This window comes from Dietzia sp. SYD-A1, from assembly GCF_015356725.1.
In the GTDB taxonomy this organism is placed as follows: domain Bacteria; phylum Actinomycetota; class Actinomycetes; order Mycobacteriales; family Mycobacteriaceae; genus Dietzia.
This window is the reverse complement of the sequence record NZ_JADDKI010000021.1, coordinates 1-22613: the sequence shown is the minus strand read 5'-3', so window position 1 is coordinate 22613 and position 22613 is coordinate 1. Positions and strand designations below refer to the sequence as shown.

The 22613-nt window shown below is 70.0% G+C and carries 23 protein-coding genes, 1 tRNA gene, 1 pseudogene and 1 riboswitch; of the genes and pseudogenes, 3 read left to right on the top strand and 22 right to left on the bottom strand.

The window, feature by feature from the left end:
• Positions 1-23 precede the first annotated feature (23 nt).
• Positions 24-120: riboswitch (glycine riboswitch) on the bottom strand.
• 34 nt (positions 121-154) lie between these two features.
• From IY392_RS01280 to IY392_RS01235, 10 genes are all read right to left on the bottom strand, one after another.
• Complete coding sequence (locus IY392_RS01280) at positions 155-757, bottom strand: MerR family transcriptional regulator (protein WP_375292877.1); 603 nt, start codon at positions 755-757, stop codon at positions 155-157.
• Positions 758-1047: 290 nt separating this feature from the next.
• A complete protein-coding gene (locus tag IY392_RS01275) occupies positions 1048-1548 on the bottom strand; it encodes a bifunctional nuclease family protein (RefSeq protein WP_194860331.1) in 501 nt (166 codons plus the stop codon).
• Positions 1549-1618: 70 nt separating this feature from the next.
• Complete coding sequence (locus IY392_RS01270) at positions 1619-2353, bottom strand: MerR family transcriptional regulator (RefSeq protein ID WP_194860323.1); 735 nt, start codon at positions 2351-2353, stop codon at positions 1619-1621.
• Positions 2350-2769, bottom strand: coding sequence for an FHA domain-containing protein (locus IY392_RS01265; protein ID WP_182612409.1), 420 nt, complete (start codon positions 2767-2769; stop codon positions 2350-2352). The genes IY392_RS01270 and IY392_RS01265 overlap by 4 nt, the downstream gene beginning before the upstream one ends.
• Positions 2770-2890: 121 nt before the next feature.
• Positions 2891-3334 (bottom strand): glycine cleavage system protein GcvH, encoded by a 444-nt coding sequence (gcvH, locus tag IY392_RS01260; RefSeq protein WP_182612402.1) that lies wholly within the window; start codon positions 3332-3334, stop codon positions 2891-2893.
• A gap of 9 nt (positions 3335-3343) precedes the next feature.
• Complete coding sequence (locus IY392_RS01255; protein WP_107756372.1) at positions 3344-4108, bottom strand: CDP-alcohol phosphatidyltransferase family protein; 765 nt, start codon at positions 4106-4108, stop codon at positions 3344-3346.
• On the bottom strand, positions 4105-6402 hold the full coding sequence (gene secA2, locus IY392_RS01250; RefSeq protein ID WP_194860322.1) for an accessory Sec system translocase SecA2: 2298 nt from the start codon (positions 6400-6402) through the stop codon (positions 4105-4107). The genes IY392_RS01255 and secA2 overlap by 4 nt, the downstream gene beginning before the upstream one ends.
• Positions 6403-6491: 89 nt before the next feature.
• On the bottom strand, positions 6492-7640 hold the full coding sequence (locus IY392_RS01245) for a hypothetical protein (RefSeq protein ID WP_107756370.1): 1149 nt from the start codon (positions 7638-7640) through the stop codon (positions 6492-6494).
• A 90-nt stretch (positions 7641-7730) separates the two neighbouring features.
• On the bottom strand, positions 7731-8774 hold the full coding sequence (locus IY392_RS01240) for an NADP-dependent oxidoreductase (RefSeq protein WP_194860321.1): 1044 nt from the start codon (positions 8772-8774) through the stop codon (positions 7731-7733).
• Between the two features lie 57 nt (positions 8775-8831).
• A complete protein-coding gene (locus IY392_RS01235; RefSeq protein ID WP_194860320.1) occupies positions 8832-9218 on the bottom strand; it encodes a DUF1304 domain-containing protein in 387 nt (128 codons plus the stop codon).
• A gap of 105 nt (positions 9219-9323) precedes the next feature.
• Here IY392_RS01235 and IY392_RS01230 point away from each other — a divergent pair, with 105 nt between their 5' ends.
• The gene (locus IY392_RS01230; protein WP_107756367.1) at positions 9324-9908 is read left to right on the top strand and encodes a TetR/AcrR family transcriptional regulator; all 585 of its coding nucleotides are present in this window, start codon (positions 9324-9326) and stop codon (positions 9906-9908) included.
• 145 nt (positions 9909-10053) lie between these two features.
• Positions 10054-10740: a PBS lyase heat domain-containing protein repeat-containing protein gene (locus IY392_RS01225; RefSeq protein ID WP_107756366.1), complete on the top strand. Its 687-nt coding sequence runs from the start codon at positions 10054-10056 to the stop codon at positions 10738-10740.
• A gap of 66 nt (positions 10741-10806) precedes the next feature.
• On the opposite strand, the gene IY392_RS01220 is transcribed toward IY392_RS01225, so the two are convergent.
• A complete protein-coding gene (locus IY392_RS01220; protein ID WP_194860319.1) occupies positions 10807-11934 on the bottom strand; it encodes an ATP-binding protein in 1128 nt (375 codons plus the stop codon).
• A gap of 217 nt (positions 11935-12151) precedes the next feature.
• Here IY392_RS01220 and IY392_RS01215 point away from each other — a divergent pair, with 217 nt between their 5' ends.
• Complete coding sequence (locus tag IY392_RS01215) at positions 12152-12874, top strand: hypothetical protein (protein WP_228548870.1); 723 nt, start codon at positions 12152-12154, stop codon at positions 12872-12874.
• Between the two features lie 91 nt (positions 12875-12965).
• Here IY392_RS01215 and IY392_RS01210 read toward each other — a convergent pair.
• The 11 genes and pseudogenes from IY392_RS01210 to IY392_RS01160 form a co-directional block, all read right to left on the bottom strand.
• A tRNA-Pro gene (locus IY392_RS01210) sits at positions 12966-13039 on the bottom strand.
• Positions 13040-13107: 68 nt separating this feature from the next.
• Positions 13108-14565, bottom strand: coding sequence for a ribosome biogenesis GTPase Der (gene der, locus IY392_RS01205; RefSeq protein ID WP_107756365.1), 1458 nt, complete (start codon positions 14563-14565; stop codon positions 13108-13110).
• On the bottom strand, positions 14562-15305 hold the full coding sequence (cmk, locus tag IY392_RS01200) for a (d)CMP kinase (RefSeq protein WP_107756364.1): 744 nt from the start codon (positions 15303-15305) through the stop codon (positions 14562-14564). The genes der and cmk overlap by 4 nt, the downstream gene beginning before the upstream one ends.
• Positions 15302-16036 (bottom strand): annotated as a pseudogene (locus IY392_RS01195) (pseudouridine synthase); the annotation flags it as partial. The gene cmk and the pseudogene IY392_RS01195, both read right to left, overlap by 4 nt.
• Positions 16037-16067: 31 nt before the next feature.
• Positions 16068-16736 carry an SMC-Scp complex subunit ScpB gene (gene scpB / locus IY392_RS01190; RefSeq protein ID WP_194860317.1) on the bottom strand — a complete coding sequence of 223 codons (669 nt, stop codon included), beginning with the start codon at positions 16734-16736 and terminating at the stop codon, positions 16068-16070.
• Entirely contained in the window at positions 16727-17596 is an 870-nt protein-coding gene (locus tag IY392_RS01185) for a ScpA family protein (protein WP_194305494.1), read from the bottom strand. Before IY392_RS01185 ends, scpB begins: the two co-directional genes overlap by 10 nt.
• A complete protein-coding gene (locus IY392_RS01180; RefSeq protein ID WP_017837670.1) occupies positions 17593-18468 on the bottom strand; it encodes a ParA family protein in 876 nt (291 codons plus the stop codon). The genes IY392_RS01185 and IY392_RS01180 overlap by 4 nt, the downstream gene beginning before the upstream one ends.
• A 75-nt stretch (positions 18469-18543) precedes the next feature.
• Positions 18544-19494: a tyrosine recombinase gene (locus tag IY392_RS01175; RefSeq protein ID WP_107756360.1), complete on the bottom strand. Its 951-nt coding sequence runs from the start codon at positions 19492-19494 to the stop codon at positions 18544-18546.
• Positions 19495-19548: 54 nt separating this feature from the next.
• A complete protein-coding gene (locus IY392_RS01170) occupies positions 19549-20118 on the bottom strand; it encodes an NUDIX hydrolase (protein WP_107756359.1) in 570 nt (189 codons plus the stop codon).
• Positions 20119-20124: 6 nt separating this feature from the next.
• Complete coding sequence (locus IY392_RS01165; RefSeq protein WP_228548871.1) at positions 20125-21930, bottom strand: CTP synthase; 1806 nt, start codon at positions 21928-21930, stop codon at positions 20125-20127.
• 82 nt (positions 21931-22012) lie between these two features.
• Positions 22013-22613, bottom strand: a 601-nt coding sequence (locus tag IY392_RS01160) for a copper transporter (protein ID WP_194860315.1), incomplete at its 5' end; no start/stop codon positions are given.

Sequence of the window (22613 nt, the reverse complement as noted above, 5' to 3'; positions counted from 1 at the left end):
TCCACCGCTCTCCAGAGGCGTTAGACGACTGCACGGTCCGGGTGCCTGAGAGATTCTCGGAGAGGAGTTGCTCCTTCGGCGCCCGCGGCTGCAGCCGCGGAACTCTCCCGTGAGTCGCGTGAACGCACCGCCGAGTCTAGACGACTCCCGCCGATCAGCCCGTTCGCCGCGAGGCGCGGGCGCGCCGGCGGGCCGCCAACTCGTCCTCGAGGGGCTCGATGACGTCCTCTGTGGAGACGGTCTCGGCGGGGAACTCGGAGATCGACCCGGCGAGTTCCCGCATCGCACCCCCGATCCCGATACCGAAGACCCCCTGCCCGCCCTGCAGGAGGTCGAACACCTCCTCCTTGGACGTGCACTCGAACACCGTCCGGCCGTCGGAGAAGAGGGTGATCGTGGCCAGGTCCTTCACGCCGCGGGAGCGGATCTGGTCCACGGCCTTGCGGATGTTCTGCAGCGAGATTCCGGTGTCGAGCAGCTGCTTGACTATCTTGAGGACGAGGATGTCCTTGAACGAGTACAGGCGCTGACTCCCGGACCCGGCGGCGTTGCGGATCGACGGCACCACCAGATCGGTCCGGGCCCAGTAGTCGAGCTGACGGTAGGTGATGCCGGCGATCTGACAGGCGATCGGGACCCGGTACCCACTCGTCCCGTCAGGGATCCCGTCGTCGGGGAACAGCCCGGGTTGCACCTCGTCGAACGTGGCCTGGGTGGCCTCGATGTCGCCTCCGAAGAGACCCTCCGTCTGCGTCACGATGGAGGACGACTCCGGATCCCGGGTGTGGTCGGCCACGATTGCTCCCTCAAGCTGTGGGGTGCCCCCGCTGGCGCGGCGGCACGGTGCCGGATCCTGACGGGCCCGGTTCCTGAACGTGTGAACACCATCGGTGTAGTTCACTGGGAGCAACGCTAGGCCCGCGCGAGGCTGCGATCAATAGGACACGCGGTAAACCTCAACCTCAAGTTGAACTTGAGACATAGTCGCGACCTGCCAACTGGTGCTGGAGTGACTCTTGTGAGTGTCGAAATACCTGGTCACAGCGGTCAGGATGTGCGGCCGCCGGGCTCCCGCGGGGCGTCGCCACCGCCGAGAAAGTCGTCCGGGCTCACCTGGTCGAGGAACTCACGGAACGCCTCGACCTCCTCCTCGCCCTGCTCCACCAGAGAGATACCGACCTCGTCGAGGACCTCCCGGCTGACGAGGACCGGTGCCGACGTCCTCAGCGCCACCGCCACGGCGTCCGACGGGCGAGCGGACACCCGTCGCCCCTCGAAGACGAGCTCGGCGAGGAAGGTCCCCTCGGAGACCCCCACGATCTCCACCTGTTCGAGCGGGTGGGAGAAGGTCTCGAGGAGCGTCGCGACGAGGTCATGGGTCAGCGGCCTGCCCGGCTGCACACCCTGCTGTTGAAGACTGATGGCCGCGGCCTCGGACGCGCCGATCCAGATCGGGACGTATCGGCCACCGTCCTTCTCGTGCAGGATCAAGACCGGTGCGTACTCCGGCTCCTCGAACCGGATACCGACGACGCTCACCTCGCGCATGTTCTGTCCCATGTCCTCCGCCTCTCGCACGCCTACCAGCCTAGTCCCGAACCGCCCGCGAGCGCTCGCGTCAGGATTCCAACGCGTGACGGACGGCAACGGTGACCAGCGTGGAATGCAGCGCCACCGACAGCGCCGCGATCTCCCGGGCCAGCTCTGCCGCGCGATCGCGGGCATCCGCATCGCCCTGCCGGGCCACCGGGCCGGCGATCTGGGTGATCAACCCCGTCTGCCGGTCAGCGGCGGTCCGGAACCCCCGGAGATGACGGACGTCCACACCGTGACCGGCGAGATCGTGCGCGGTCCGCGCGACCAGGACCGCCTCCGGGTCGAAGAAGCCACCCGCACCAGCCACGATGAGCCCGGCGTCGATGAGCGACCCCACGAACTCCGGGTCCACCTCCGACTGTGCCACCACGTCCTCGCGCGTGAGACGTAGGACGGTGTCGCTCCGGAAATCGTCCGGGGTCGACCCCGGCACCCCGTCCGCGCCATGCCGTGGGAGCAGGGCGGTGGTGGACCCGTCCGCGATGGCGGAATCGAGCGCTTCCAACTCCTCGCGGATCACTTTGAGCGGCAGATAACGGTCTCGCTGCGCCGTGAGGACATACCGCAGCCGCTCGCGGTCACCGACGCTGAACCGACGGTATCCGCTGGCGGTCCGCTCGGGGGTGACCAGTCCTTCGTTCTCGAGGAACCGGACCTTCGACACCGTGAGGTCCGGGAAATCCGGACTCAGGAGTGCGATGACGCCGCCGATGGAGAGGTGCCCCTCCTCTGCGGCGCCGTGTCCGGCGGCCGTCACTGCCCGGGCGTACCCGTCAGGAACACGAGGCGGAACTTGCCGATCTGTACCTCGTCCCCGTTGGACAGTGATGCCGAGTCCACCGGCTCACGGTTGACGTACGTCCCGTTGAGGGATCCCACGTCGACGACGGTGAAGGTCCCGGCCTCGCTCCTGAACTCGGCGTGGCGTCGGCTCACGGTGACGTCGTCGAGGAAGATGTCGCTGTCCGGATGGCGGCCCGCCGACGTCGTCGACTGGTCCAGGAGAAACCGTGAGCCCGCGTTGGGCCCCCGCTTGACCACCAGCAGCGCCTGCCCCTCGGGTAGGCCCTCGACACCGGTGACGGCGGGCTCGGACTGAGCCGCCTGCTGATCGGACTCGTTGAGAAGCTCAGCACGGAACACCGAGGTGGTCTCGGCGGTGGCCTCGGGCATGTTCTTGTTCTCGGTCACGTTCGTCTCTCCTCGTCCGAGCCCGGGCGTGGGGCTCACCATGCGGTGCCTGCGATTCTATGTCGGACCGTCCGGCCACGGGGCCGGGGGCGGTCCCTCCCCCTCAACCCTCCGTGATCTTGGAGTACCCGTCCGAGTCGAGGGTCTGTTCGAGTTGCGCCTCGAGGTCGTCGACGTCCGGGATCTCGAGGACGACGATCCACCCTTCACCGTAGGGATCCGAGTTGACCAGCTCGGGCGAGGTCTCCAGGGCGGTGTTCACCTCGACGACCTTCCCACTGAGCGGGGCGTACAGATCGGAGACGCTCTTGGGGGACTCGACCTCGCCGAACGGCTCACCCGACTCCGTCTCCCCGCCCACGTCCGGGAGCTGTACGAAGACGATGTCCCCCAATTTGGACTGCGCGTACTCGGTGATGCCGATGCGAACGCGGGTATCGGACACCCGTTCGACCCACTCGTGCTCGTCGGTGTACCGGAGCTGGTCGGGGATGTTCTGGTCGCTCACTGACGTGCCCTTCTCGCGTGGCTCACTTGGCGTGTACATGTGGCGACATTACACACCGCCGGGCGACTCCACTGAAGTAGATCGGCCGCGGCGCGGGGGGACGGAGCGGGCGATCCTCCAGGCCTGCCACAGGTAGATCCCGCCGCTCCAGCAGTAGAGGCCCACGCCCCAGTACAGGCATGCCTCGCCCAGGATCATCAGCCCCTCCCCTCCGGGAACCCCCGCGTACCCGGCGAGCAGCAGGGGCAGCGACCAGAACAGTGCGAACGTGGCCGCTTTGCCCAGGTACGTGACCTCGGGTTCGATCCCGCGCCTCCGGTAGACCGGCATCGTCCCCACCAACACCGCGTCTCTGACCAGCAGAACCACCACCACCCAGACGGGGATGTATCCGGCGACGGCGAAGGCCACCGGCACGGCCGCCACCAGGAGTCGGTCTGCGAGGGGGTCGAGACGCTCGCCCCACGTCGACCGCATGTTCCACAAGCGGGCGATCTTGCCGTCGAGCCAGTCGGAGACCACCAGAACGCCCAGGAGCCACAGTGCCAGGGGCGGATCCTCCCAGACCAGGATGCTCACGACGAGCACCGGGATCAGCGCGATGCGCGCCAGCGAGATGACGTTGGGGAGCGTCCAGAACCTGTCGCTGACCTCGGGGTCGCGGGGCGGCTGTTCGTACCCGAGGCCGGGTGGCACCGCGGCCGAGAGGTGCCCGTCCCGCGGGGGCGGGATGCGTGCGCCGAGGACCTTGCCCTCTCCCGTCCGCCATTCCCGCAGATCGGTCTCCCGTCTGCCCTCCCGCGCCGCGCTCATCGGAAGGTCGACATCATCCCGGAGAAGACGTTCCCGCCGGCCGCCATCGGGTTGTCGTGGACCATGTACGTCCACGTCGACGTGGGCCGCGCCATGGCGTTGGCCACCAGGTCCACCCCCGAATCGGTGAACTCGATCTCGGCGAACGTCGCCTCCGACTCCCGCACGGCGTCCGAGGCGAGGTCCCTGAAGTGGTCGATCGCGATCCGGTGGAATTCGTCCAGGGGGTTCTCCCTGCCCAGCGCGCGCAGGTGGATCGACTCGCGGACGTCGTTCATCGTCTCCAGGTGGCGGGCCCACCCCCGGTCGAGATGCCACAGCATGATGTCCCGGCACCCCTGCACCACGGCGTCGCGGCCGTGGGCCTCCACGAGTTCGGCACTGCGATCCGGATCGTGGGAGGTCAGCTCCTCGAACGCCTTCTCGGTGAGCAACAGCGCCGCGCGGCGCTCGGCGAGGATCGACCGCTGTTCGGCGAGGAGCCGGCTGTACCGCCACGTGTTCGAGTGGATCGCGAGCATCTGTCCCTCGGTGACCCGCTGTGCGTGGTCGACCGCATCGCGTCCGCGGTTGCCCTTGAGCAGCCCGCTGATCCTGTCGTGCGCGGTGGGGATCTTGTCGGGTTCCAGCGCCGAGGTCACCACCGGGTCGTCCATGGCGGCGAAGAACACCGAGCTGCCGGGGTCCCCCTGGCGTCCGGCGCGACCACGGAGCTGGTTGTCGAGCCTCTCCGTCCGATGCCTCCCGGTCCCCACCACGTGCAGTCCGCCGAGTTCGACGACCTCGTCGCGGCGGGCCTCGTCGGACCCACCCAGTCTGATGTCGGTGCCCCGGCCGGCCATCTGGGTGGAGACGGTGACGTTACCCACGTCGCCCGCCTCGGCGATGATGGCGGCCTCCTCCTCGTCGTTCTTGGCGTTGAGCACGACGCAGTCCACGCCCCTGTCGGCCAGGCGTGCTGCGAGTTCCTCCGACTCGGCGACGTCATGGGTACCCACGAGCACGGGTTGGCCGGTCGAGTGGACGGCGGCGATGTGTTCGACGATCGCGCGGGTCTTGCTGTCGTTGTCGATGTAGGTCCGATCGGCCTCGTCGAAGCGGACGCAGGGGGTGTTGGGGTCGATCTGGGACACGCCCAGGGAGTAGAACTCGCGGAACTGTGCCCCCGCGGCGAGCGCCGTTCCCGTCATCCCGCACACCCGGTCGTACCTCCCGATGAACGCCTGGACCGTGATGCTGTCGAGGATCTGCCCGGCCTCGGAGACCGCGACGCCCTCCTTGGCCTCGACGGCCGCCTGCAACCCGTCCGGCCACCGCTGCAACTCGGCGACGCGACCCCGCGAGGCGTTGATCAGTTGGACCCGGCCGTCCCGGACGATGTAGTCCACATCCCGCCTCAGCAGGAAGCAGGCGTGCAGTGCGACGTTCACCTGGACCAGCGTGGTGCCCACGTGCTCCGCGTCGTAGAGATCGCCGATTCCCAGTTCACCCTCGATGGCCTCGGCGCCGTCGTCGGTGAGGAAGATGTTGCGCCGCTCGGAGTCGGTCTCGTAGTGGCGACCCGGCCGTAGCTTGCGCACCGCGGAGAGGATCTCCCCCGTGGGCGCCTCCCCGGAGGTCGACCCGGCGAGGACCAGGGGGACCAGCGCCTCGTCGACGAGCACCGAGTCCGCCTCGTCGACCAGGGCGACATCCGTGGTGGGTGCGATGAGATCCGCCGGGTCGGTGACCAGCTGCTCGCGCAGGACGTCGAACCCGATCTCCGAGACGGACCCGTAGGTGATGTCGCAGGCGTAGGCGCGGCGACGCTCCTCGCGCGTCGACGACTCGGTCACGTGGCCCACCGTCAGGCCCAGGAGCTCGAACATCGGACCCATCCACCGCGCGTCCCGCGCGGCGAGGTAGTCGTTGACGGAGATGACGTGGACGGTGTGTCCCTGCAGTGCGTATCCGGCCGCCGCGACCGCACCCGCGAGGGTCTTGCCCTCCCCGGTCGCCATCTCCACCACGTCGCCCGCGAACATCCTCAGTGCGCCCTGGAGCTGGACGTCGAACGGCCTCAGGCCCACGGCCCGGGTCGCGGCCTCCCTGGCCAGAGCCAGGAACCGGGCGAGGTCCTCGGGCGACTCACCGAAGAGCTGCAGGCCGTGGGCTTCGTCCGCGAAATCGCCGTCCGCCACCCCCGAGGCCCACTCGTCGAACCCGTGTGACGCCTCGACCGCACTCTGCGCGCGCGAGGTGTCCCGGCCCTGGGTGGAGCCCATCAGCTTCCAGAAGCGGTTGGCGAATCCCACGCGAGGAGTCCTTCCCGGTCTATCGAACAGTTGATGCCACCGTACGCAGCGGCCGAGCCGATCGGCGGCCGACCCCGCCGGTCGCCGCGTCAGCGATTCGGGTCGATCTGTCCGCGCAGCCTCCGCATCGCCTCGGTGGAGAGCATCCGGTCACCGGCACGGGCGGCAAGCTGCTCGGCCGTGAGGTCCGCGGGACTGGGAGCGTGCACGGTGGACGGAGGCCTCACCCCGTTCTCACGGGCGATGTGGTTGAGCCGCGCAGCCTCGGAGACCGCGGCCTCGGCACGGTTCTCCACGGACTCCACCAGTTCGCGGAAGGCGACCGCGCGCTCCACGACCTCCGCCCAGACCTCGTCGATCGCGGCGCCCATCCCGGTCAGGAGGGTGAACCCGTCCCGAGCGGTGGTGAATCCCGGTGTCGACGCCGTCTCGCGGAGGCGGCAGAGATCTCCGGCGAGCCCCACCAGCTCGGTCTCCGCATCGAACTGCAGGCGGATCTCCTCGACGGACCGGCCCCCGCGCACGTAGGCGCGGATCAGCCGGTCGTACAGCCCGCCGACCTCGAGGAGCAGCGCCGTGTACATCTCGGGCAGGCGCCGGCTGTCGGCGCGGATCCGCGGGAGCGACGGCAGCGAATCCACCACCGCCTGGACACGGTGGGGCAGGACGACCCGGCCCATCTCGCGCTGACCGTAGGCCGCTGCGGCGGTCCCCAGCTCGACCATGGTCCGGGGCACCATCGGCACCGGCGCCATCGTCGGGGTGGAGGCGAGGGCGTCGAAGAGCCGGCCCCGGTCCTCCGGGTCCAGATGAACGCCGCGCTTACGGTCCGCGCGGATGTCCTTGATCCGATAGGCGAAGACTCCGGCGCCGCGGGTGAACCCGGTGCGCAGGCCGACGTACTTCCGATCGAGTTCGGCCAGCCGCGTGCGCAACGCCATCCTCAGGACCGACGGCAACGGAGTTCCCAGCTGACGTCTGAGGTCGTGACGCTGCTCCTCGATCACCCGCAGCTGGTGGAAACCGCCGATCGTGGGAAAGGGCAGGTTGCGGTGCAGACGCGCCAGCACGATCCCCGCGATCCGGGGGTCGACGAGTCCACAGGCGATCAGGAGGGCGGCCCGATCGGAGAGCTCGCCCCGGCTCGTGGAGGCTTTGCCCGTGCACAGCTCATCGACGCGGCGGACCAGGCGGGCACGGGCGTCCTCGCCGTCACCGTCCTGATCGCGACTGGTCATACTCGAGCACCTCTCCCCGGCTCCGGCGGTCTCCGCCGTTGGACATCATGGTTCCATGATGCCCGCTCCGCCGAGCGCCCGCCTCCAGTGCTACTCGGGCGTGACCCGCACGACCATCTTCCCGGTGTTGGCCCCGCGCATCATGTCGAGGAACGCGTCGACCGTGTTCTCGATGCCGTCGACCACCGTCTCGTCGTAGGCGATCTCTCCGTCGGCGAACCAGGCCGTCATCCGGTCGGTGAACTCGGCGCGCAGGTCGAGGTGGCGGCCGAGGGTGAAGCCCGTGAGGGTCAGTCCCCTGGTGATGATGGTGGCCATGTTGTCCGGGCCGGGTGTCCTGCCCTCGACGTTGTAGCTCGCTATCGCCCCGCACATCGCGATTCGCCCGCCGTCGTTCATCACGTCGAGCGCCGCCTGGAGGTGGTCACCACCGACGTTGTCGAAGTAGACGTCGACGCCCTCCGGAACCAGTTCGCCGAGCTGCTCACGCACCGGCGCCTCCTTGTAGTTCAGCGCGGCGTCGAAGCCGTATTTCTCGGTGAGCAGCCGCACCTTCTCGGGCGATCCCGCGGATCCGATGACGCGACCGGCACCCAGGAGTCGCGCGATCTGCCCCGCCGCGGTGCCGACCGCGCCGGCGGCGCCGGAGATGAAGACCGTGTCCCCCGGCTCCAGGCGGGCGATCGCGGTGAGTCCCACGTAACCGGTCAGTCCCGTCATGCCGAGGATGCCGAGGTACAGCGAAAGTGGGGCTCCCTCCAGCTCGGGCACGACGGTGAAGGCCGAGGCGTCGGCCTGGACGACGTCCGACCACCCGTGCTGGTGGAGCACCACGCTGCCCACGGGGACGGCAGCGTCGGCGGAGGCGGTGACGCGGCCGACCGCGCCGCCGGTGATGGTCGCACCCACGGCGTACGGGGCGGTGTAGCTACGCGCATCGTTCATCCGGCCCCGCATGTAGGGGTCGACGGAGACGTAGAGGTTCGAGACCCGGACCTCCCCCGGCCCGACCGGTCCGTAGGTGACGGTGGCGGTGCGGAAGTCCTCGTGCGTCGGCCACCCCGTGGGGCGCGCGGCGAGCTGGATCTGGGTGCTGGTTGCGGTGTCGGTGTCGGCGTGGCTGACGTTGGTCATGGTTCGGCTTTCTGGTGAGAACGCGTGCGTGTTGCGGGACCGCGGCGGCGCGGGCCGCTACACCGCGAGCGAGAGGGCCAGGGCGAGGACCGAGACCAGCGGGAGCAGCCCCTGCTTGAGGGCGGCCCCCCGCTTGTCGGGAGCGGAACAGAACAGGACGAGCGCCGCCGCGGCCATGGAACCGGCGCCGGCGATCAGCAACGCGGCCCCCACGGGCACGACGCCGGCCAGGACGAACCCGATTCCGGCCACCGTGACGATGGCGAGGAAAAGGTTGTAGAACCCCTGGTTGAAGGCCATCTGCTGGGTAGCCCTCGCCTCCTTGAGGCTCGTTCCGAAGACCCGCCGGGCGCGCGCGCTCGTCCACATCAGCGATTCCAGCGCAAAGATGACGACGTGCACCAGCGCCGCGAGGGCGGCGAGAACAAGGGAGAAGATGAGCATGATGTGACCTCGTCGGATCGATGGGGTGGTGCCGTGTAGCGGCATATTCTGAACTGATCGTTTCACTATATACTGGACTGAGCATTTCACAAAAGGAGGCCGACCATGGCTCGCACGCAGGGTTTCGACACCGCCGCCGCCGTTCGCTCCGCGCGCGAGGTGTTCTGGGAATCGGGGTACGAGGATGCGGCGATCCCTGCTCTCGAGCGCGCCACCGGGCTGAACCGCTCCAGCATCTACAACGCCTTCGGCAGCAAGCGCGGCCTCTTCGACGCGGCGGTCGAGAGTTATCTCGACGAGGTGGTCCGCCCGATGCTCCGGCCGTTCGCCGCGACCCCTGTCGCGCCCGACGCGATCGTCGTCTACCTCGGCAGACTGCGGAGCACGTTTCTCGACTCCGATTCCCCGGCGTTCGCCCACGGGTGCCTTCTCATCAACTCGGCGACCTCGCCGATCGCGCGGGACGCGGCCGTGCGCGAGGTCGTGGCCGCGTATCGCGAGGAACTCCGTGCCGCAATCGGCCGCGGTGTCCTCGCTCACCGCCCCACGCACGAGGCGGAAGCCAACGCCCGGCTCGCCGACGCCTGCACCGCGATGATCGTCGCGGCGTTCGCGCTCGCCCGCGTCGACACCGTGGCGGCGCTGCAGTGCATCGACACAGCTCGACGCCTCCTCGACGACCACGCCTGATTCCGGCGCACCAGGCTTACACGAGGGCCTGATTCCGGCGCACCTGGCCAACACGAGGACCGTCAGGTGGTGCGACACCCCCTACGGGTGGCCGCGGGGCGCCATACCCCCGCGAGGGGCGCGGCGGCGGACGTACCGTCAACCGATGGGGACTGATCAGTCATCACGCAGCGATCTCCGCGCGCTGGAACCCGAGCTGTGGCCGGAGTATCTGTCGGCCCGGTCCGGGCTCCCGGGACCTCGCGCCAACCTCTCGTTACTCACCGTCGCCGCCGGAATGGCGGACGAGCGCGCCATCGAGGCGATGCTGGCCGACGGCGGCGAGTATCCCGCGATGTGTGCCGCCGCGGCCCTCGCGGCGAGAGCCGACTCCGCGGAATGCGAGGACCGTGCCCGGGCACTGGCGACAGATGACCGGTGGCGGGTTCGCGAGGGGGTGGCCATCGGTCTGCAACTCCTCGGTGACGACACGCTCGAGGTGCTGATCGAGCTGGTCCGGCGGTGGGCCGAGGATCCCGAGTCCTATGTCCAGCGCGTCGCCGTGGTGGCCATCTGCGAACCCCGCCTCCTGCGCACCGCCCCGGCGGCGGCCGTCGCCATCGAGGTGTGCCGACGCTGCACGGACCGCCTCATGGCGCTGCCGCCGACGCAGCGCAAAGACCCCGCGGCCCGCAACCTCCGCCAGGCGCTGGGGTACTGCTGGAGCGTCGCCGTGGCCGCGGATCCCGAGCCCGGGCTGAGGGCCTTTCGTGAGCTACCGACCGACGACCCCGACGTCCAGTGGATCGTCACACAGAATCTGCGCAAGAAGCGACTGTCCGCGCTGCTGTGACGACCGCCCTCTCCCCCGGGGCCGGAGCCGTGGGCAGGGGCCGGGGGCCAGGAGCCGACCCCCGTCTCACTCGTCGCCGCGAAGCGGCACCCCCACGTCCCCGCCCGACTCCTCGGTGATCCGGCGGCCCATCTGCACGAACGTCGGCTCGGAGAGGAAGCCCCCGGCGAAGAGTGCCTGCCCCTGGGCGAACGACGCCGAGCGCCGGATCTGTTCCTCGCCGGCGAACCCGAACACCTCCGCGAGCTCCTTCAGGTCCCTGGGCGAATTGACCCTCATGAGGCCGAGGTTGTCGCACTGGGAGAGCACGTTGGGGTGGATCTTGTTGGGGCGCTGCGTGGAGAGCAACAACCACAAGCCGAACTTGCGCCCCTCGGCGGCGATCTGGACCAGTTGCCGGGTGAGGGCACGCTCGACGTCGGTCTGAGGGTCGGGTGGACAGATGTTGTGCGCCTCGTCGATCACGATGAGGATCGGCTTCCGGTCCTCGCGCCGCGTCCACAGGTGTTCCAGGACCGCCAGTGCCGCGACCTTGGATTCCGCCGGGTGAGTGAAGCCCCCGAGGTCCATCACCGTGGCGCGCGGTCGTTGGTCGATCACGTCGACAACCGAACCGGCGCCCCTGGACCACAGGTCCCACTCGAGCACCTGGAGGTTCTCCATCCGGTAGGACAGCCGCACCTCCCCCGGGTCGGACGACTGCCGGAACGCCGTGAGCGCGCCCGCCGAGTCGAAGCTCTCGGCACGGACCTCCGCCCGCAACAAGACGTTGTACTCCTCCGCATCCGCGATCGGATCGAGGTGGAGCAGCGCGGCCTTGGACGCCGGGGTCAGGTCGACATAGCGGGCGTGCAGCCGATCCGCGGGACTGTTACCCGTGCCCTCCCCCGAACCCGCAGGCGAGTCGCCCGATGAGCGCAGCACCCGGATGTCGAGCTCCGCGAGCCGGGCCGCCTCCGCCGCGTCGGCATCCTCGCGGGCCTCGGGCAGCCTGACGAAGTCGGCGTTCGGGTCGAGGATGACCATCGGGAGCTCGGTGTGCAGCAGCAACTGCTCCAGGACCACGCCCAGCGCGTAGGTCTTCCCGCTACCGCTCTGCCCGCACCAGAACGTGTGGCGGTTGAAGCGACGGGCGTCGAGGGTCACGGACGCCCCCGGAACATCGATGTCTGTACCGATCACGAGCCCGGTCATTCTGTCTCCATTCGATTGATTGCCCAGCGTAACCCACGGATCAGGCGCCACTCGGGGGACTTCGGAGATCCGACAGCGTGGGATCCAACGGTCCGACGCCCCCCATCCACGCCCGGTGGTGAGGCACCGTAGGTCTTCCGTGGGGCCGGCCGGGTGGGAATGATGGGACTCTGGCCGCCGCGGCCGTCGCGCCCGCGGACCCACGAAAGGTCACCCCATGAGTTCCACGCCCCATGTCGACGACCCCGCGGCTCCAGCCGACCCCCGCCGGTTCACCGCATGGCCCCTCTGGGCGGTGCTCGCCGGTGCCGCGGGGCTGGTAGGGACCGTCGCGACAGACCTCCGGCCCGACGCCGAAGTGGAGGCGATCAACCGCGGCGAGAGCCACGCCGTCGTCCCGGCCGACGTGGTGGGCCTCGATCCCGCGATCGGCCGCGTCGGATTCCTCGCGGGCCTGCTCGCCGTCTTCGCCCTGATGGTCTTCGCCGCAGCCTGGCGCCGACACGTCGAGACCCTCTTCACCCGCTCCACGGCCGCCCGGGTCGTGAGCATCGGCCTGATCGCGTCCGCGGGAGCGCTCATCCTGGGGTACGGGTGGCGAGGTGCGCTGGCCAACTACCTCGGCCCGGAGGCGGGCGCGTACGGCGAGGAGGGACTGTTCGTCTACTACATGCTGACCGACTTCGGGGCGTACATCCCGTGGACCGGGCTCATCGCCTCCGCGCTCGCGCTGGCCTGGATGGCGTGGGTGGAGCGGGACGTCTCCCGCATCCTCGGGACGGTCGCGGCGATCCTCGGTGTGGGCACGCTCGGCGCCGTCGTGGTGTCCGGCGTCCCCGGACTGCCCGGGATCCTCATGCCGTTCTGGCTCGTCGTCACCGGGGTCTGGCTCGCCGTGGGCCGCAGCCGTATCGCGCACCCGTCGGAGCACGGCGCCTAGGAGCGATATCGGAGCGGAACGACCGTGGGCGCACACGACCCAGGGGCGGTCTCCCGAGTGGGAAACCGCCCCTGGAATCGTCGTACGAGCGTCGGGCTGACAGGATTCGAACCTGCGACCCCTTGACCCCCAGTCAAGTGCGCTACCAAGCTGCGCCACAGCCCGCCCGCCACCGCTCTCGCGGCGACTGGATCAGACTAGCGCACGCCTGTCGGAGCACTCCAATCGCCTGGTCACTTGCGCTGTCGGCGCTCCTTGACGCGCACGTTCACGCGGACCGGAGAGCCGTCGAAACCGAAGGTCTCGCGCAGGCGACGCTCAAGGAACCGCCGGTAGCCGGCCTCGAGGAACCCGGTGGAGAAGAACACGAACGTGGGCGGCCGGGTGGTGGCCTGCGTGCAGAACCGGATGCGCGGCAGCTTCCCGCCGCGCATCGGCGGCGGGGTCGCGGCCACGACCTCGCTCATCCACGTGTTGAGCGGACCCGTGGGGATCCGCTTGTCCCAGGAGTCGAGTGCGCCCTCCATCGCCGGCACCAACTTGGCCAGGGCTCGGCCCGTGGTGGCCGAGATGTTCACCCGGTAGGCCCAGGTGAGGATCTTGGACAGCTCCCGGTCGATCTCCTTGTCCAGGTCGTACCGGCGGTCCTCGTCCACCAGGTCCCATTTGTTGAAGGCGATCACGAGCGCCCGGCCGGCGTCGGCGACCATGGAGATCACCCGCAGGTCCTGCTCGGTGATCGGTTCGGAGGCGTCCAGCAGCAGCACCACGACCTCGGCGGCCTCGATGGCCCCCCGCGTCCGCAGCGAGGCGTAGTACTCGTGCCCGTAGGCCTGGTTGACCTTGCGTCGTAGGCCGGCGGTGTCGACGAAGCGCCACGTCTTGCCGCCCAGCTCGACGAGCGAGTCCACGGGATCGACGGTGGTGCCGGCGACGTTGTCGACCACCGACCTCTCCTCGCCGGTGAGCTTGTTGAGCAGGCTCGACTTGCCGACGTTGGGCTTGCCGACCAGCGCCACACGCCGCGGCACGTCGGTGGTCTCCCGCATCCGGGCCTTGGACGGGAGTTGGCGCAGGATCTCGTCGAGCAGGTCGGCGGTGCCCCGGCCGTGCGCGGCGGAGATGGCATAGGGCTGGTCGAGGCCCAGCCCCCAGAATTCGGCCGCCTGGAGCTCCGCCTTCTCGCTGTCCACCTTGTTGACCGCCAGGATCACCGGGGTGTTCGAGCGGCGCAGGCTCTTGGCCACCGTCTCGTCCGCGGAGGTGATGCCCACGGTCCCGTCGCACACCAGGACGATGAGGTCGGCGGTGCCCATCGCGATCTCGGCCTGCTGCGCGATGGAGCGGTGCATGCCCTTGGCGTCCTGCTCCCACCCACCGGTGTCCTGGACCATGAAGGTGCGGCCGTTCCACAGGGCCTCATAGGAGACGCGGTCGCGGGTCACCCCGGGGACGTCTTCCACGACGGCCTCGCGGCGGCCGATGATCCGGTTGACCAGCGTGGACTTGCCCACGTTGGGGCGCCCCACGATGGCGACGGTGGGCAGGATCTCCACTCCGTCGAGCTCGGCGCCGATCTCGTCGGCCCACTCCTCGGCGACGGCGTCCCAGTCCGTGTCGTCGTTCCAACCGTCCTCGACGGTCTCCTCGGCCGGACCGGTGGGCAGGTCGAACTCCTCGTTGCTGGTCATCGTGTGTTCCCTTCTGCGGCGTCGCCGTGCGACGCGTCGGTGCCCTCCGCGAGTGCGACCAACCGGTCGAGCACCTCGTCGAGGGTCAGGTCTGAGGTGTCGAGGACGATCGCATCGTCCGCGGGACGGAGCGGGCTCGCGGCGCGGGTGGAGTCCTTGCGGTCACGCTCGATCACCGCCGCCAGCACCTCGTCGTAGTCGGCGTCACGTCCCGCGGCGCGGTCCTGTTCCGTCCTGCGTCGGGCCCGGATCTCCGGGCTCGCGGTGAGATACACCTTGACCTCGGCGTCGGGGAGCACCACCGTGCCGATGTCGCGGCCCTCGAGGACGACGGTGCCGCCCCCGGACGCCAGGCGCCGCTGCAGGCCGACCAGATTGGCCCGGACCTCGGGGACGGCGGAGACCGCCGAGACCCCCGCGGTGACCCGGGCGGTGCGGATCTCGTCACTCACGTCCTCCCCGGCGAGCAGGATGCGTTCGGATCCCGCGTCCGTGCCGATCTCCATCGGCAGATCGGCGGACGCGGCGATCACCGCCGCGGCATCCTCCGGGTCGATCCCGGCACGCAGCACCTGGAGCGTGGCCACCCGGTACATCGCACCGGTGTCGAGGTAGGCCCCGCCGAGCCGTTCGGCGAGCAGGCGGGCGAGGGTGGACTTTCCGGTGCCCGCGGGTCCGTCGATCGCGATCCGGCGCCGGCGGGCGCCGTCCGGCACGGTCGGACCTGCCGGCGCGCTCACAGGCCCACCGCCGAGTAGAGGTCCGAGACCTCTTTGCGGCCCAGCTTGCGGAAGCTCCCCGCGCGCTGGTCCCCCAGCGCGACGGCGCCGAAACGGGTCCGCACCAGCGACTCGACCGGGTGGCCGACCTCGCTCAGCAGACGCCGGACGATGTGCTTGCGACCCTCGTGCAGCACGACCTTGACCAGCGACCGCCCCTCGTGGACGTCGAGCACCGAGAACTGGTCGACCTTGGCGGGACCGTCCTCGAGTTCGACCCCCTCGCGCAGAGTCCTGCCGACACCCTTGCCGACGACCCCCGTCACGGTGGCCATGTACGTCTTGGACACCTCGTACGACGGGTGCATCAGCCGGTGCGCGAGTTCGCCGTCGTTCGTCACCAACAGCAACCCCTCGGTGTCGGCGTCCAGGCGACCCACGTGGAAGAGCCGCTGCCCGGCATCCACGCGGTCGGCGACCAGGTCGCCCACGCAGGGCCGGCCCATGTCGTCGGACATCGTGGTGTGGTACCCGCGGGGCTTGTTGAGGGCCAGGTAGACGAGGTCGTCGTCGAGGACGATCCGGGTGCCGTCGACCCTGATCACGGCCGTGGCGGGATCGACCTTCACGCCCATCTCGCGCACGATCTTCCCGTTGACCTCCACGCGCCCACGGGCGATGAGGTCCTCTGAGGCCCTGCGGGAGGCGATCCCGGCCTGGGCCAGGATCTTCTGGAGTCGTACCGGTGAGCCGTCTCGGCCAGCGGACTCAGTCATGAGTAAGTCACATCTCTTCGTTCTGGTGGTCATGGGCTGGGTCGGGCGCAGCGGTTCTGCGCCGCCCCAGAGGTATCCGCGGGTCCTCCGCGGGGTCGTCGCTCATCTCGTCGACCAGGTCCACGTCCGGCAGCAACGGGGCGATGTCCGGGAGCTCGTCGAGCGACGTCAACCCCAATCTTTCCAGAAAGAGCTCCGTGGTCCTATACAGGAGGCCCCCCGTGTCCGGGTCGGTGCCGCATTCCACGGTCAGGCCGCGGGCCACGAGGGTCCGCATGACCCCGTCCACGTTGACCCCACGGACCGCCGCCACGCGTGACCGGGTGACGGGCTGCCGGTAGGCGATCACCGCCAACGTCTCGAGTGCCGCCCGCGTGAGGGTGGACCGGGTGCCGTCGGTGAGCAGCCGCTCCACATACGGGGCGAACTCACGACGGGTGTAGAGACGCCATCCCTCCTCGGTGCGCCTCAGGTCGATCCCACTGCCGCGGGCGGTGAGGTCATCCCGCCAACCGCGCAGCTCCGCCGCCACCTGTGCAGGCGTCGAGTCCGCCGCGGCAGCGAGCGCCCCCTCGGCGGTCGGCTGGTCCACGACCAGCAGAAGCGCCTCGAGTCGGGCGCGCAGCGGCGGTGACGCGTCGTCGTCGAGCCAGTTCTCGTCGTCCGTCACATCCATTCGTCCCTCCCGCGTGTCACCTCGGCGGCCTCCTCACCCGTCCAACTCACAGACAGGTCACCGAGCGCCTCGTCCTGGGCGAGCGCGACCGCGCGCGCCCTGTACAACTCCAACAGCGCGAGGAACCTGGCGACGACGACGAGGGAGTCGCCGCACCCGGAGACCAGGTCCCGGAAGTCCACCCACTGGCCCCGTCCCCGGAATCTCAGCAGCTCCAGGACACGCGCGGCCTGCTCGGGGACGGAGACGGTCGGGGTGTGGACGTGGGCGACCCCCACCTCCTCCACGGGACGGGGGCGGAACGCCACGGCGGCGATGGTGGCGAACTGCTCCACATCCACCCCCAGCTCCACCTCGGGCAACACGTCCAGGAACTCGTCGTCGGGGCCGGCCGTCCGCGGATGGGAGTGACGGGCGGTCCTGTCCAGCTCCGCGAACAGCTCGGCCACCTGGCGGAACGCCCGGAACTGCAGGAGCCGCGCGAAGAGCAGGTCCCGGGCCTGGAGCAGCGCCAGATCCTCCGGGTCCTGGACCTCACCGGACGGCACGAGCCGCGCCGTCTTGAGGTCGAGCAGGGTGGCCGCCACCACGAGGAACTCGGTGACCTCCTCGAGGCCCGCCTCGCGGCCCAGCTCGCGGGCGTGCGCGATGAACTCGTCGGTCACCATGTGGAGGGCGACCTCGGTCACGTCGAGGCGGCGCGAGTCGATGAGCCCCAGGAGAAGGTCGAACGGGCCGGTGAAGTTGGTGAGGTGGACGGTGAACGCGCGCGTTTCCTCGGCCTCGGCGACACCGCCCCCAGGCGGGTCCCCGGGCGTGTCCCCGACGCCGCTCACCGGACCGGTCACCGGAGCGCTCATCTACCGCGCTGGATGACCTCGCGAGCCAGCGCCCGGTAGGCCTGCGCTCCCGCGGATCTGGGCGCCCACGTGGTGATGGGTTCGCCGGCGACGGTGGTCTCCGGGAACCGGACCGTCCGGGTGACGAGCGTGTCGAAGACCTTGTCACCGAACACCTCGACCACCCGGCCGAGGACATCGCGGGCGTGGACCGTCCTCCGGTCGAACATGGTGATGAGGATGCCGGACAGGTGCAGACGCGGGTTGATCCGGTCGCGGACCTTCTCGATGGTGTCCGTCAACAGTGCGAGCCCGCGCAGCGAGAAGTACTCACACTCCATGGGGATCAGCACCCCGTCCGAGCAGGCCAGCGCGTTGACGGTGAGCAGGCCCAACGACGGCTGGCAGTCGATTAGCACATAGTCGTACCTGTCGAGCACCGGGTACAGCGCGCGGCCCAGCGCCTGCTCCCGTCCCACCTCGTTGACCAGTTGGATCTCCGCGGCGGACAGGTCGATGTTGGCGGGGATCAGGTCCACCCCCTCCACGCGGGTCCGGACCAGCACCTCCTCGGTCGACACGGTGGTGTCCACCAACAGGTTGTAGACCGTCAGCTCCAGCTGGTGGTGCGGGATGCCCAGACCCGCCGACAGCGCGCCCTGGGGGTCGAGGTCCACCACGAGGACCCTGCGGCCGTATTCCGCGAGCGAGGCGGCGAGGTTGATCGTGCTGGTGGTCTTGCCCACCCCGCCCTTCTGGTTGCACATCGAGAGCACCACCGCGGGACCGTGGGAGGTGAGCGGCTGGGGCTCCGGGATCGCCGAGAAACCCTCGCCGGCCGCCGGGTCGTCGGCGCCCAGGAGTTCCGCGCGGGAGAACAGTGCGGGATCCATCGTCCCAGAGTCCTGCGCCACCCGCGTCTCCTCTCGCTGCGTCGTCACCTGCGCCCAGGCCGGTCCCCGGTCACGTTACCGTGCCCGGGGGTGGCACTCGGCCCAGACCTCACGGAGCGTCTCGACGGTGACGAGGGTGTAGACCTGGGTCGTGGTGACCGAGGCGTGCCCCAACAGCTCCTGGACCACCCTGATGTCCGCCCCGCCGTCCAGCAGGTGGGTCGCGAAGGAGTGCCTGAACGAGTGCGGGGAGACCTCAGGCCCGGCGCCCGCCCTCTCCGCGGACGCCGAGACCACGTTCCACAGGGTCTGCCGGGTGATGCGCCCGCCGCGGGCGTTGAGGAAGAGCGCGGGCCCACCTCGGACGGCCAACGCGGGTCGGGCGCGCACCAGGTAGGCGCCGACCGCGTCGCAGGCCGGGCGCCCCACGGGGACCACTCGTTCCTTGCCCCCCTTCCCGCGCAGGATCACCGTGCCCCCGTCCGGGCGGTCGAGACCGTCGAGGTCGTCCACGTCGAGGCCGACGAGCTCGGCCGCACGGGCCCCGGTGGCGTAGAGGAGCTCCAGCATCGCCCGGTCCCGCAGTCGCGCGGGGTCGGTGTCCACCTCGGTTCCGCCGGCGGCCTCGATCACCGCGATGATCCGGTCCACGGGGAGGGCCTTGGGAAGTCGGCGCGGCGGCCGCGGGGGGGTCACGGCAGCCGCGGCGTCGACACGGGTCACGCCGTCCCTGGTGGCGAACCGGTGCAGTCCCCGGACCGCGGCGAGCGCACGGGCGACCGAACTGGGCGCGAGCGCTCTCCTGCCGACGTCCGGGTCGGCGGTGGCGAGCCGCACCCGGAACTCCTCGACATGCGATTCGGTCACGGCCCCGAGATCCTCGACCCCCGCCTCCGACAGGTAGAGCCGGTACTTCTCCAGGTCACGCCGGTAGGCGGCGAGGGTGTGGGCGGAGGCCCCCTGTTCGACGGCGAGGTGGTCGAGGTATCCGCGGATCTGGACCGCAGCGCCGTCGTGACGTGTCATCGCGGTACGGACGGCGTCATCAGGGCAGCGGCCGGCATCATCGCTGGCGCCCGGTCAGCGCCCGGCGAGCATCGCCCGTGCGGCGAGGATCCCGGCCACGGCGATGCCGTTGACGATGCGCCCGTCCAACACGGCGTCCACGGCGTCGGGGAACGGGATACGCGTGACCTCCATATCCGCCTCCTCGTGATGGGCCTCCGGACGGTCCACCTCACTGAGCTCCGTGGCGAGGAACACGTGGACGCGTTCGGTGCAGAAGCCCGGTGACGGGACGATCGAGATGACCGGCTCCCAGGACCGCGCCTCCACCCCGGCCTCTTCGACCAGCTCACGGCGTGCGGTCTCCACGGGCTGCTCCCCCTCGACGTCGCACAACCCCGCCGGCAGCTCCCAGAGTCGCTCCCCCACCGCGTGGCGGTACTGACGGACCAGCGTGATCCGATCGGCGTCATCGAGCGCGATCACCGCGACGGCGTCATCGTGCCCGCAGATCTCACGCTCGGCGGTCCCCCCGCCCGGCATCGTGAGGGTGTCCACGCGCAACCGGACTATCCGGCCGTCGAAGATCTCCCGGCTGGCGACGGTCCGGTAGTCGTGCGACCCGGGGGCGCCGGAGTCGGCCACCGGTGATCAGCTCTCGTCCGCGCGGGCGTCGGAGGTCAGCTCGGCGTCGACGTCATCGACGCGGACACTGGACGTCCCGGCGTCCGGCGCGGCGACGGTCGCCGGAGCGGGCTCCCCCGACTGGTCGGCCCGCCACGGTTCGACCGGCAGCCGCATCTCGTTCTCGTAGTCCAGCGCCGCCTTGATAAAGGCGACGAACAACGGGTGCGGGCGGGTGGGCCGCGACTTGTACTCCGGATGCGCCTGCGTGGCGACGAAGAACGGGTGCTGCTCCCGCGGGTACTCGACGAACTCGACCAGGTGGCCGTCGGGAGACGTGCCGGAGAAGCGGAGCCCGGACTCGGCGATCCTGTCCCGGTAGGCGTTGTTGACCTCGAACCGGTGCCGGTGCCGTTCGGAGATCTCGGTGGCCCCGTACGCCTCGGCGACCAGCGACCCCCTGCTCAGGACCGCCGGGTACGCGCCCAGTCGCATGGTGCCCCCCAGATCGGCGTTGCCCGCCACGGCGTCGACCTGGTCCGCCATCGTGGAGATCACCGGGTGCTCGGTGTCGGGCTCGAACTCCGTCGAGGACGCGCCCTCGAGTCCCACCGACCGGGCCGCCTCGATCACCGAACACTGCAGTCCCAGGCACAGACCCAGCAACGGGATCCCGTTCCTGCGGGACCACGAGATCGCGCCGAGCTTGCCTTCGATCCCTCTGATGCCGAAGCCGCCGGGGATCAGCATGCCGTCGACTCCCCGGAGTGCCTCCCGCGCGCCGGCCTCGGTCACGCAGGCGTCGGATTCCACCCACCGGATGTTGACCCGCGCCCGGTGGGCGAAGCCACCCGCGCGCAGGGCCTCGGTCACCGAGAGGTAGGCGTCGGGCAGGTCGATGTACTTGCCGACCAGGGCGATCTCGACCTCCTCGCGGGGCTCGTGCACACGCCTGAGCAGCTCGCCCCACACCGTCCAGTCGACGTCCCGGAAGGGCAGATTGAGCTTGCGGATGACGTGGGTGTCGAGGTGCTCACCGAAGAGGACCTTGGGGATGTCGTAGATGCTGGGCGCGTCAGGGGTCGAGACGACGCCCTCGAGGTCGACGTCGCACATGAGCGCGATCTTGGACTTCAACCCGTCCGGCACCTCACGGTCGCAGCGCAGGACCAGACCGTCCGGGACGATGCCGATGGACCGGAGCGCCGCCACGGAGTGCTGGGTGGGCTTGGTCTTGAGCTCGCCCGACGGCGCGAGATACGGAACCAACGACACGTGGAGGAAGAAGATGTTCTCGCGCCCGACCTCGTGGCGGACCTGCCGACAGGCCTCCAGGAAGGGCTGCGACTCGATGTCGCCGACGGTGCCGCCGACCTCGGTGATCACGACGTCCGGGCGGCGCCCCTGCTCGTCGGGCGCGCCCATCGCGATGATGCGCTCCTTGATCGCGTCGGTGATGTGCGGGATCACCTGGACGGTGTCCCCCAGGTACTCTCCGCGACGCTCCTTGGCGATCACCGCGGAGTAGACCTGTCCGGTCGTCACGTTGGCGTTGGCGCTCAGGTCGCGATCGAGGAAGCGCTCGTAGTGCCCCAGGTCGAGGTCCGCCTCCGCGCCGTCCTCGGTGACGAACACCTCACCGTGCTGGAACGGGTTCATGGTGCCCGGGTCCACGTTGATGTACGGGTCGAGCTTCTGCATGGTCACGCGCAGTCCGCGCGCGGTGAGGAGCTGCCCCAGGCTGGAGGCGGTCAGCCCCTTACCCAGCGACGACGCCACGCCACCGGTGACGAAGATGTGCTTGGTCGCGGACCGCGACGCGGCTCGGTTCAGTGCCAAGGGGACTCCCGTGTCCAGACGCCGGAATGGATGAATGCTGGTGTGGCTCCGGTGCACCCCACGGGGCTTCAGGCTATCACCGCGCAGGCGCGGTGGGGAGCGACGGCACCGCCGCGGTCGCGTCCGGACGCAGACCGTAGTGACCCTGGCCTCGTGCGAGCTGCTCCGCGAGCGCGAGTCCCGTCGCCAGGCGGCCCGAGTCGGAACCCGCGGAGTCGACGGTCGAGACCCCGTCCTCCCCGGAGGACCGCAGCACGGTCACCGCGTCGTACCCCTGCGTGCCCGTGAGTTCGGCCGACACGACCGTCCCCGCGCCCTCGGCGTCGAGGGTCCGGGCGAGGGCGGCCAGCCGGACGGCGGTCGATTCGGCCTCGCCGGGGCCGGTGACGATCAGGGCCAGCTGACCCGGCCGGAGGGTGCCCTGCTCGAAATCGATGAGCTCGGCGTCGGCCAGGGTGGTGAGAACCGTCCCGCGGTCGTCGTCGTCGAGGTGCGGTTCGGAGTCCTCCGTGCGCAGCAACCCGGCGCGGCCCAGGGCGGTCCCCAGTTGGGTGCCCAGGTCTGCGTCCGCGGCCGGCGCGCGGCCGATCGGGAGGTTCGCCACGAGAGCCTGGACCTCGGCGTCGGCCTCGGGGTCGAACGCCTTGTCGGTGAGGGACACGCGTCCCGCGGTGATC

Bases quoted from the DNA above. Each gene is read 5' to 3' on its own strand.
- der (WP_107756365.1), bottom strand. From the start codon at position 14,565: ATGACCAGCAACGAGGAGTTCGACCTGCCCACCGGTCCGGCCGAGGAG.
- IY392_RS01225 (WP_107756366.1), top strand. From the start codon at position 10,054: ATGGGGACTGATCAGTCATCACGCAGCGATCTCCGCGCGCTGGAACCC.
- IY392_RS01240 (WP_194860321.1), bottom strand. From the start codon at position 8,774: ATGACCAACGTCAGCCACGCCGACACCGACACCGCAACCAGCACCCAG.
- scpB (WP_194860317.1), bottom strand. From the start codon at position 16,736: ATGGATGTGACGGACGACGAGAACTGGCTCGACGACGACGCGTCACCG.
- IY392_RS01245 (WP_107756370.1), bottom strand. From the start codon at position 7,640: ATGACCAGTCGCGATCAGGACGGTGACGGCGAGGACGCCCGTGCCCGC.
- IY392_RS01175 (WP_107756360.1), bottom strand. From the start codon at position 19,494: ATGACACGTCACGACGGCGCTGCGGTCCAGATCCGCGGATACCTCGAC.
- IY392_RS01215 (WP_228548870.1), top strand. From the start codon at position 12,152: ATGAGTTCCACGCCCCATGTCGACGACCCCGCGGCTCCAGCCGACCCC.
- IY392_RS01185 (WP_194305494.1), bottom strand. From the start codon at position 17,596: ATGAGCGCTCCGGTGACCGGTCCGGTGAGCGGCGTCGGGGACACGCCC.
- IY392_RS01265 (WP_182612409.1), bottom strand. From the start codon at position 2,769: ATGCCCGAGGCCACCGCCGAGACCACCTCGGTGTTCCGTGCTGAGCTT.
- IY392_RS01180 (WP_017837670.1), bottom strand. From the start codon at position 18,468: ATGGATCCCGCACTGTTCTCCCGCGCGGAACTCCTGGGCGCCGACGAC.
- gcvH (WP_182612402.1), bottom strand. From the start codon at position 3,334: ATGTACACGCCAAGTGAGCCACGCGAGAAGGGCACGTCAGTGAGCGAC.
- IY392_RS01230 (WP_107756367.1), top strand. From the start codon at position 9,324: ATGGCTCGCACGCAGGGTTTCGACACCGCCGCCGCCGTTCGCTCCGCG.
- IY392_RS01235 (WP_194860320.1), bottom strand. From the start codon at position 9,218: ATGCTCATCTTCTCCCTTGTTCTCGCCGCCCTCGCGGCGCTGGTGCAC.
- IY392_RS01220 (WP_194860319.1), bottom strand. From the start codon at position 11,934: ATGACCGGGCTCGTGATCGGTACAGACATCGATGTTCCGGGGGCGTCC.
- IY392_RS01255 (WP_107756372.1), bottom strand. From the start codon at position 4,108: ATGAGCGCGGCGCGGGAGGGCAGACGGGAGACCGATCTGCGGGAATGG.
- IY392_RS01275 (WP_194860331.1), bottom strand. From the start codon at position 1,548: ATGCGCGAGGTGAGCGTCGTCGGTATCCGGTTCGAGGAGCCGGAGTAC.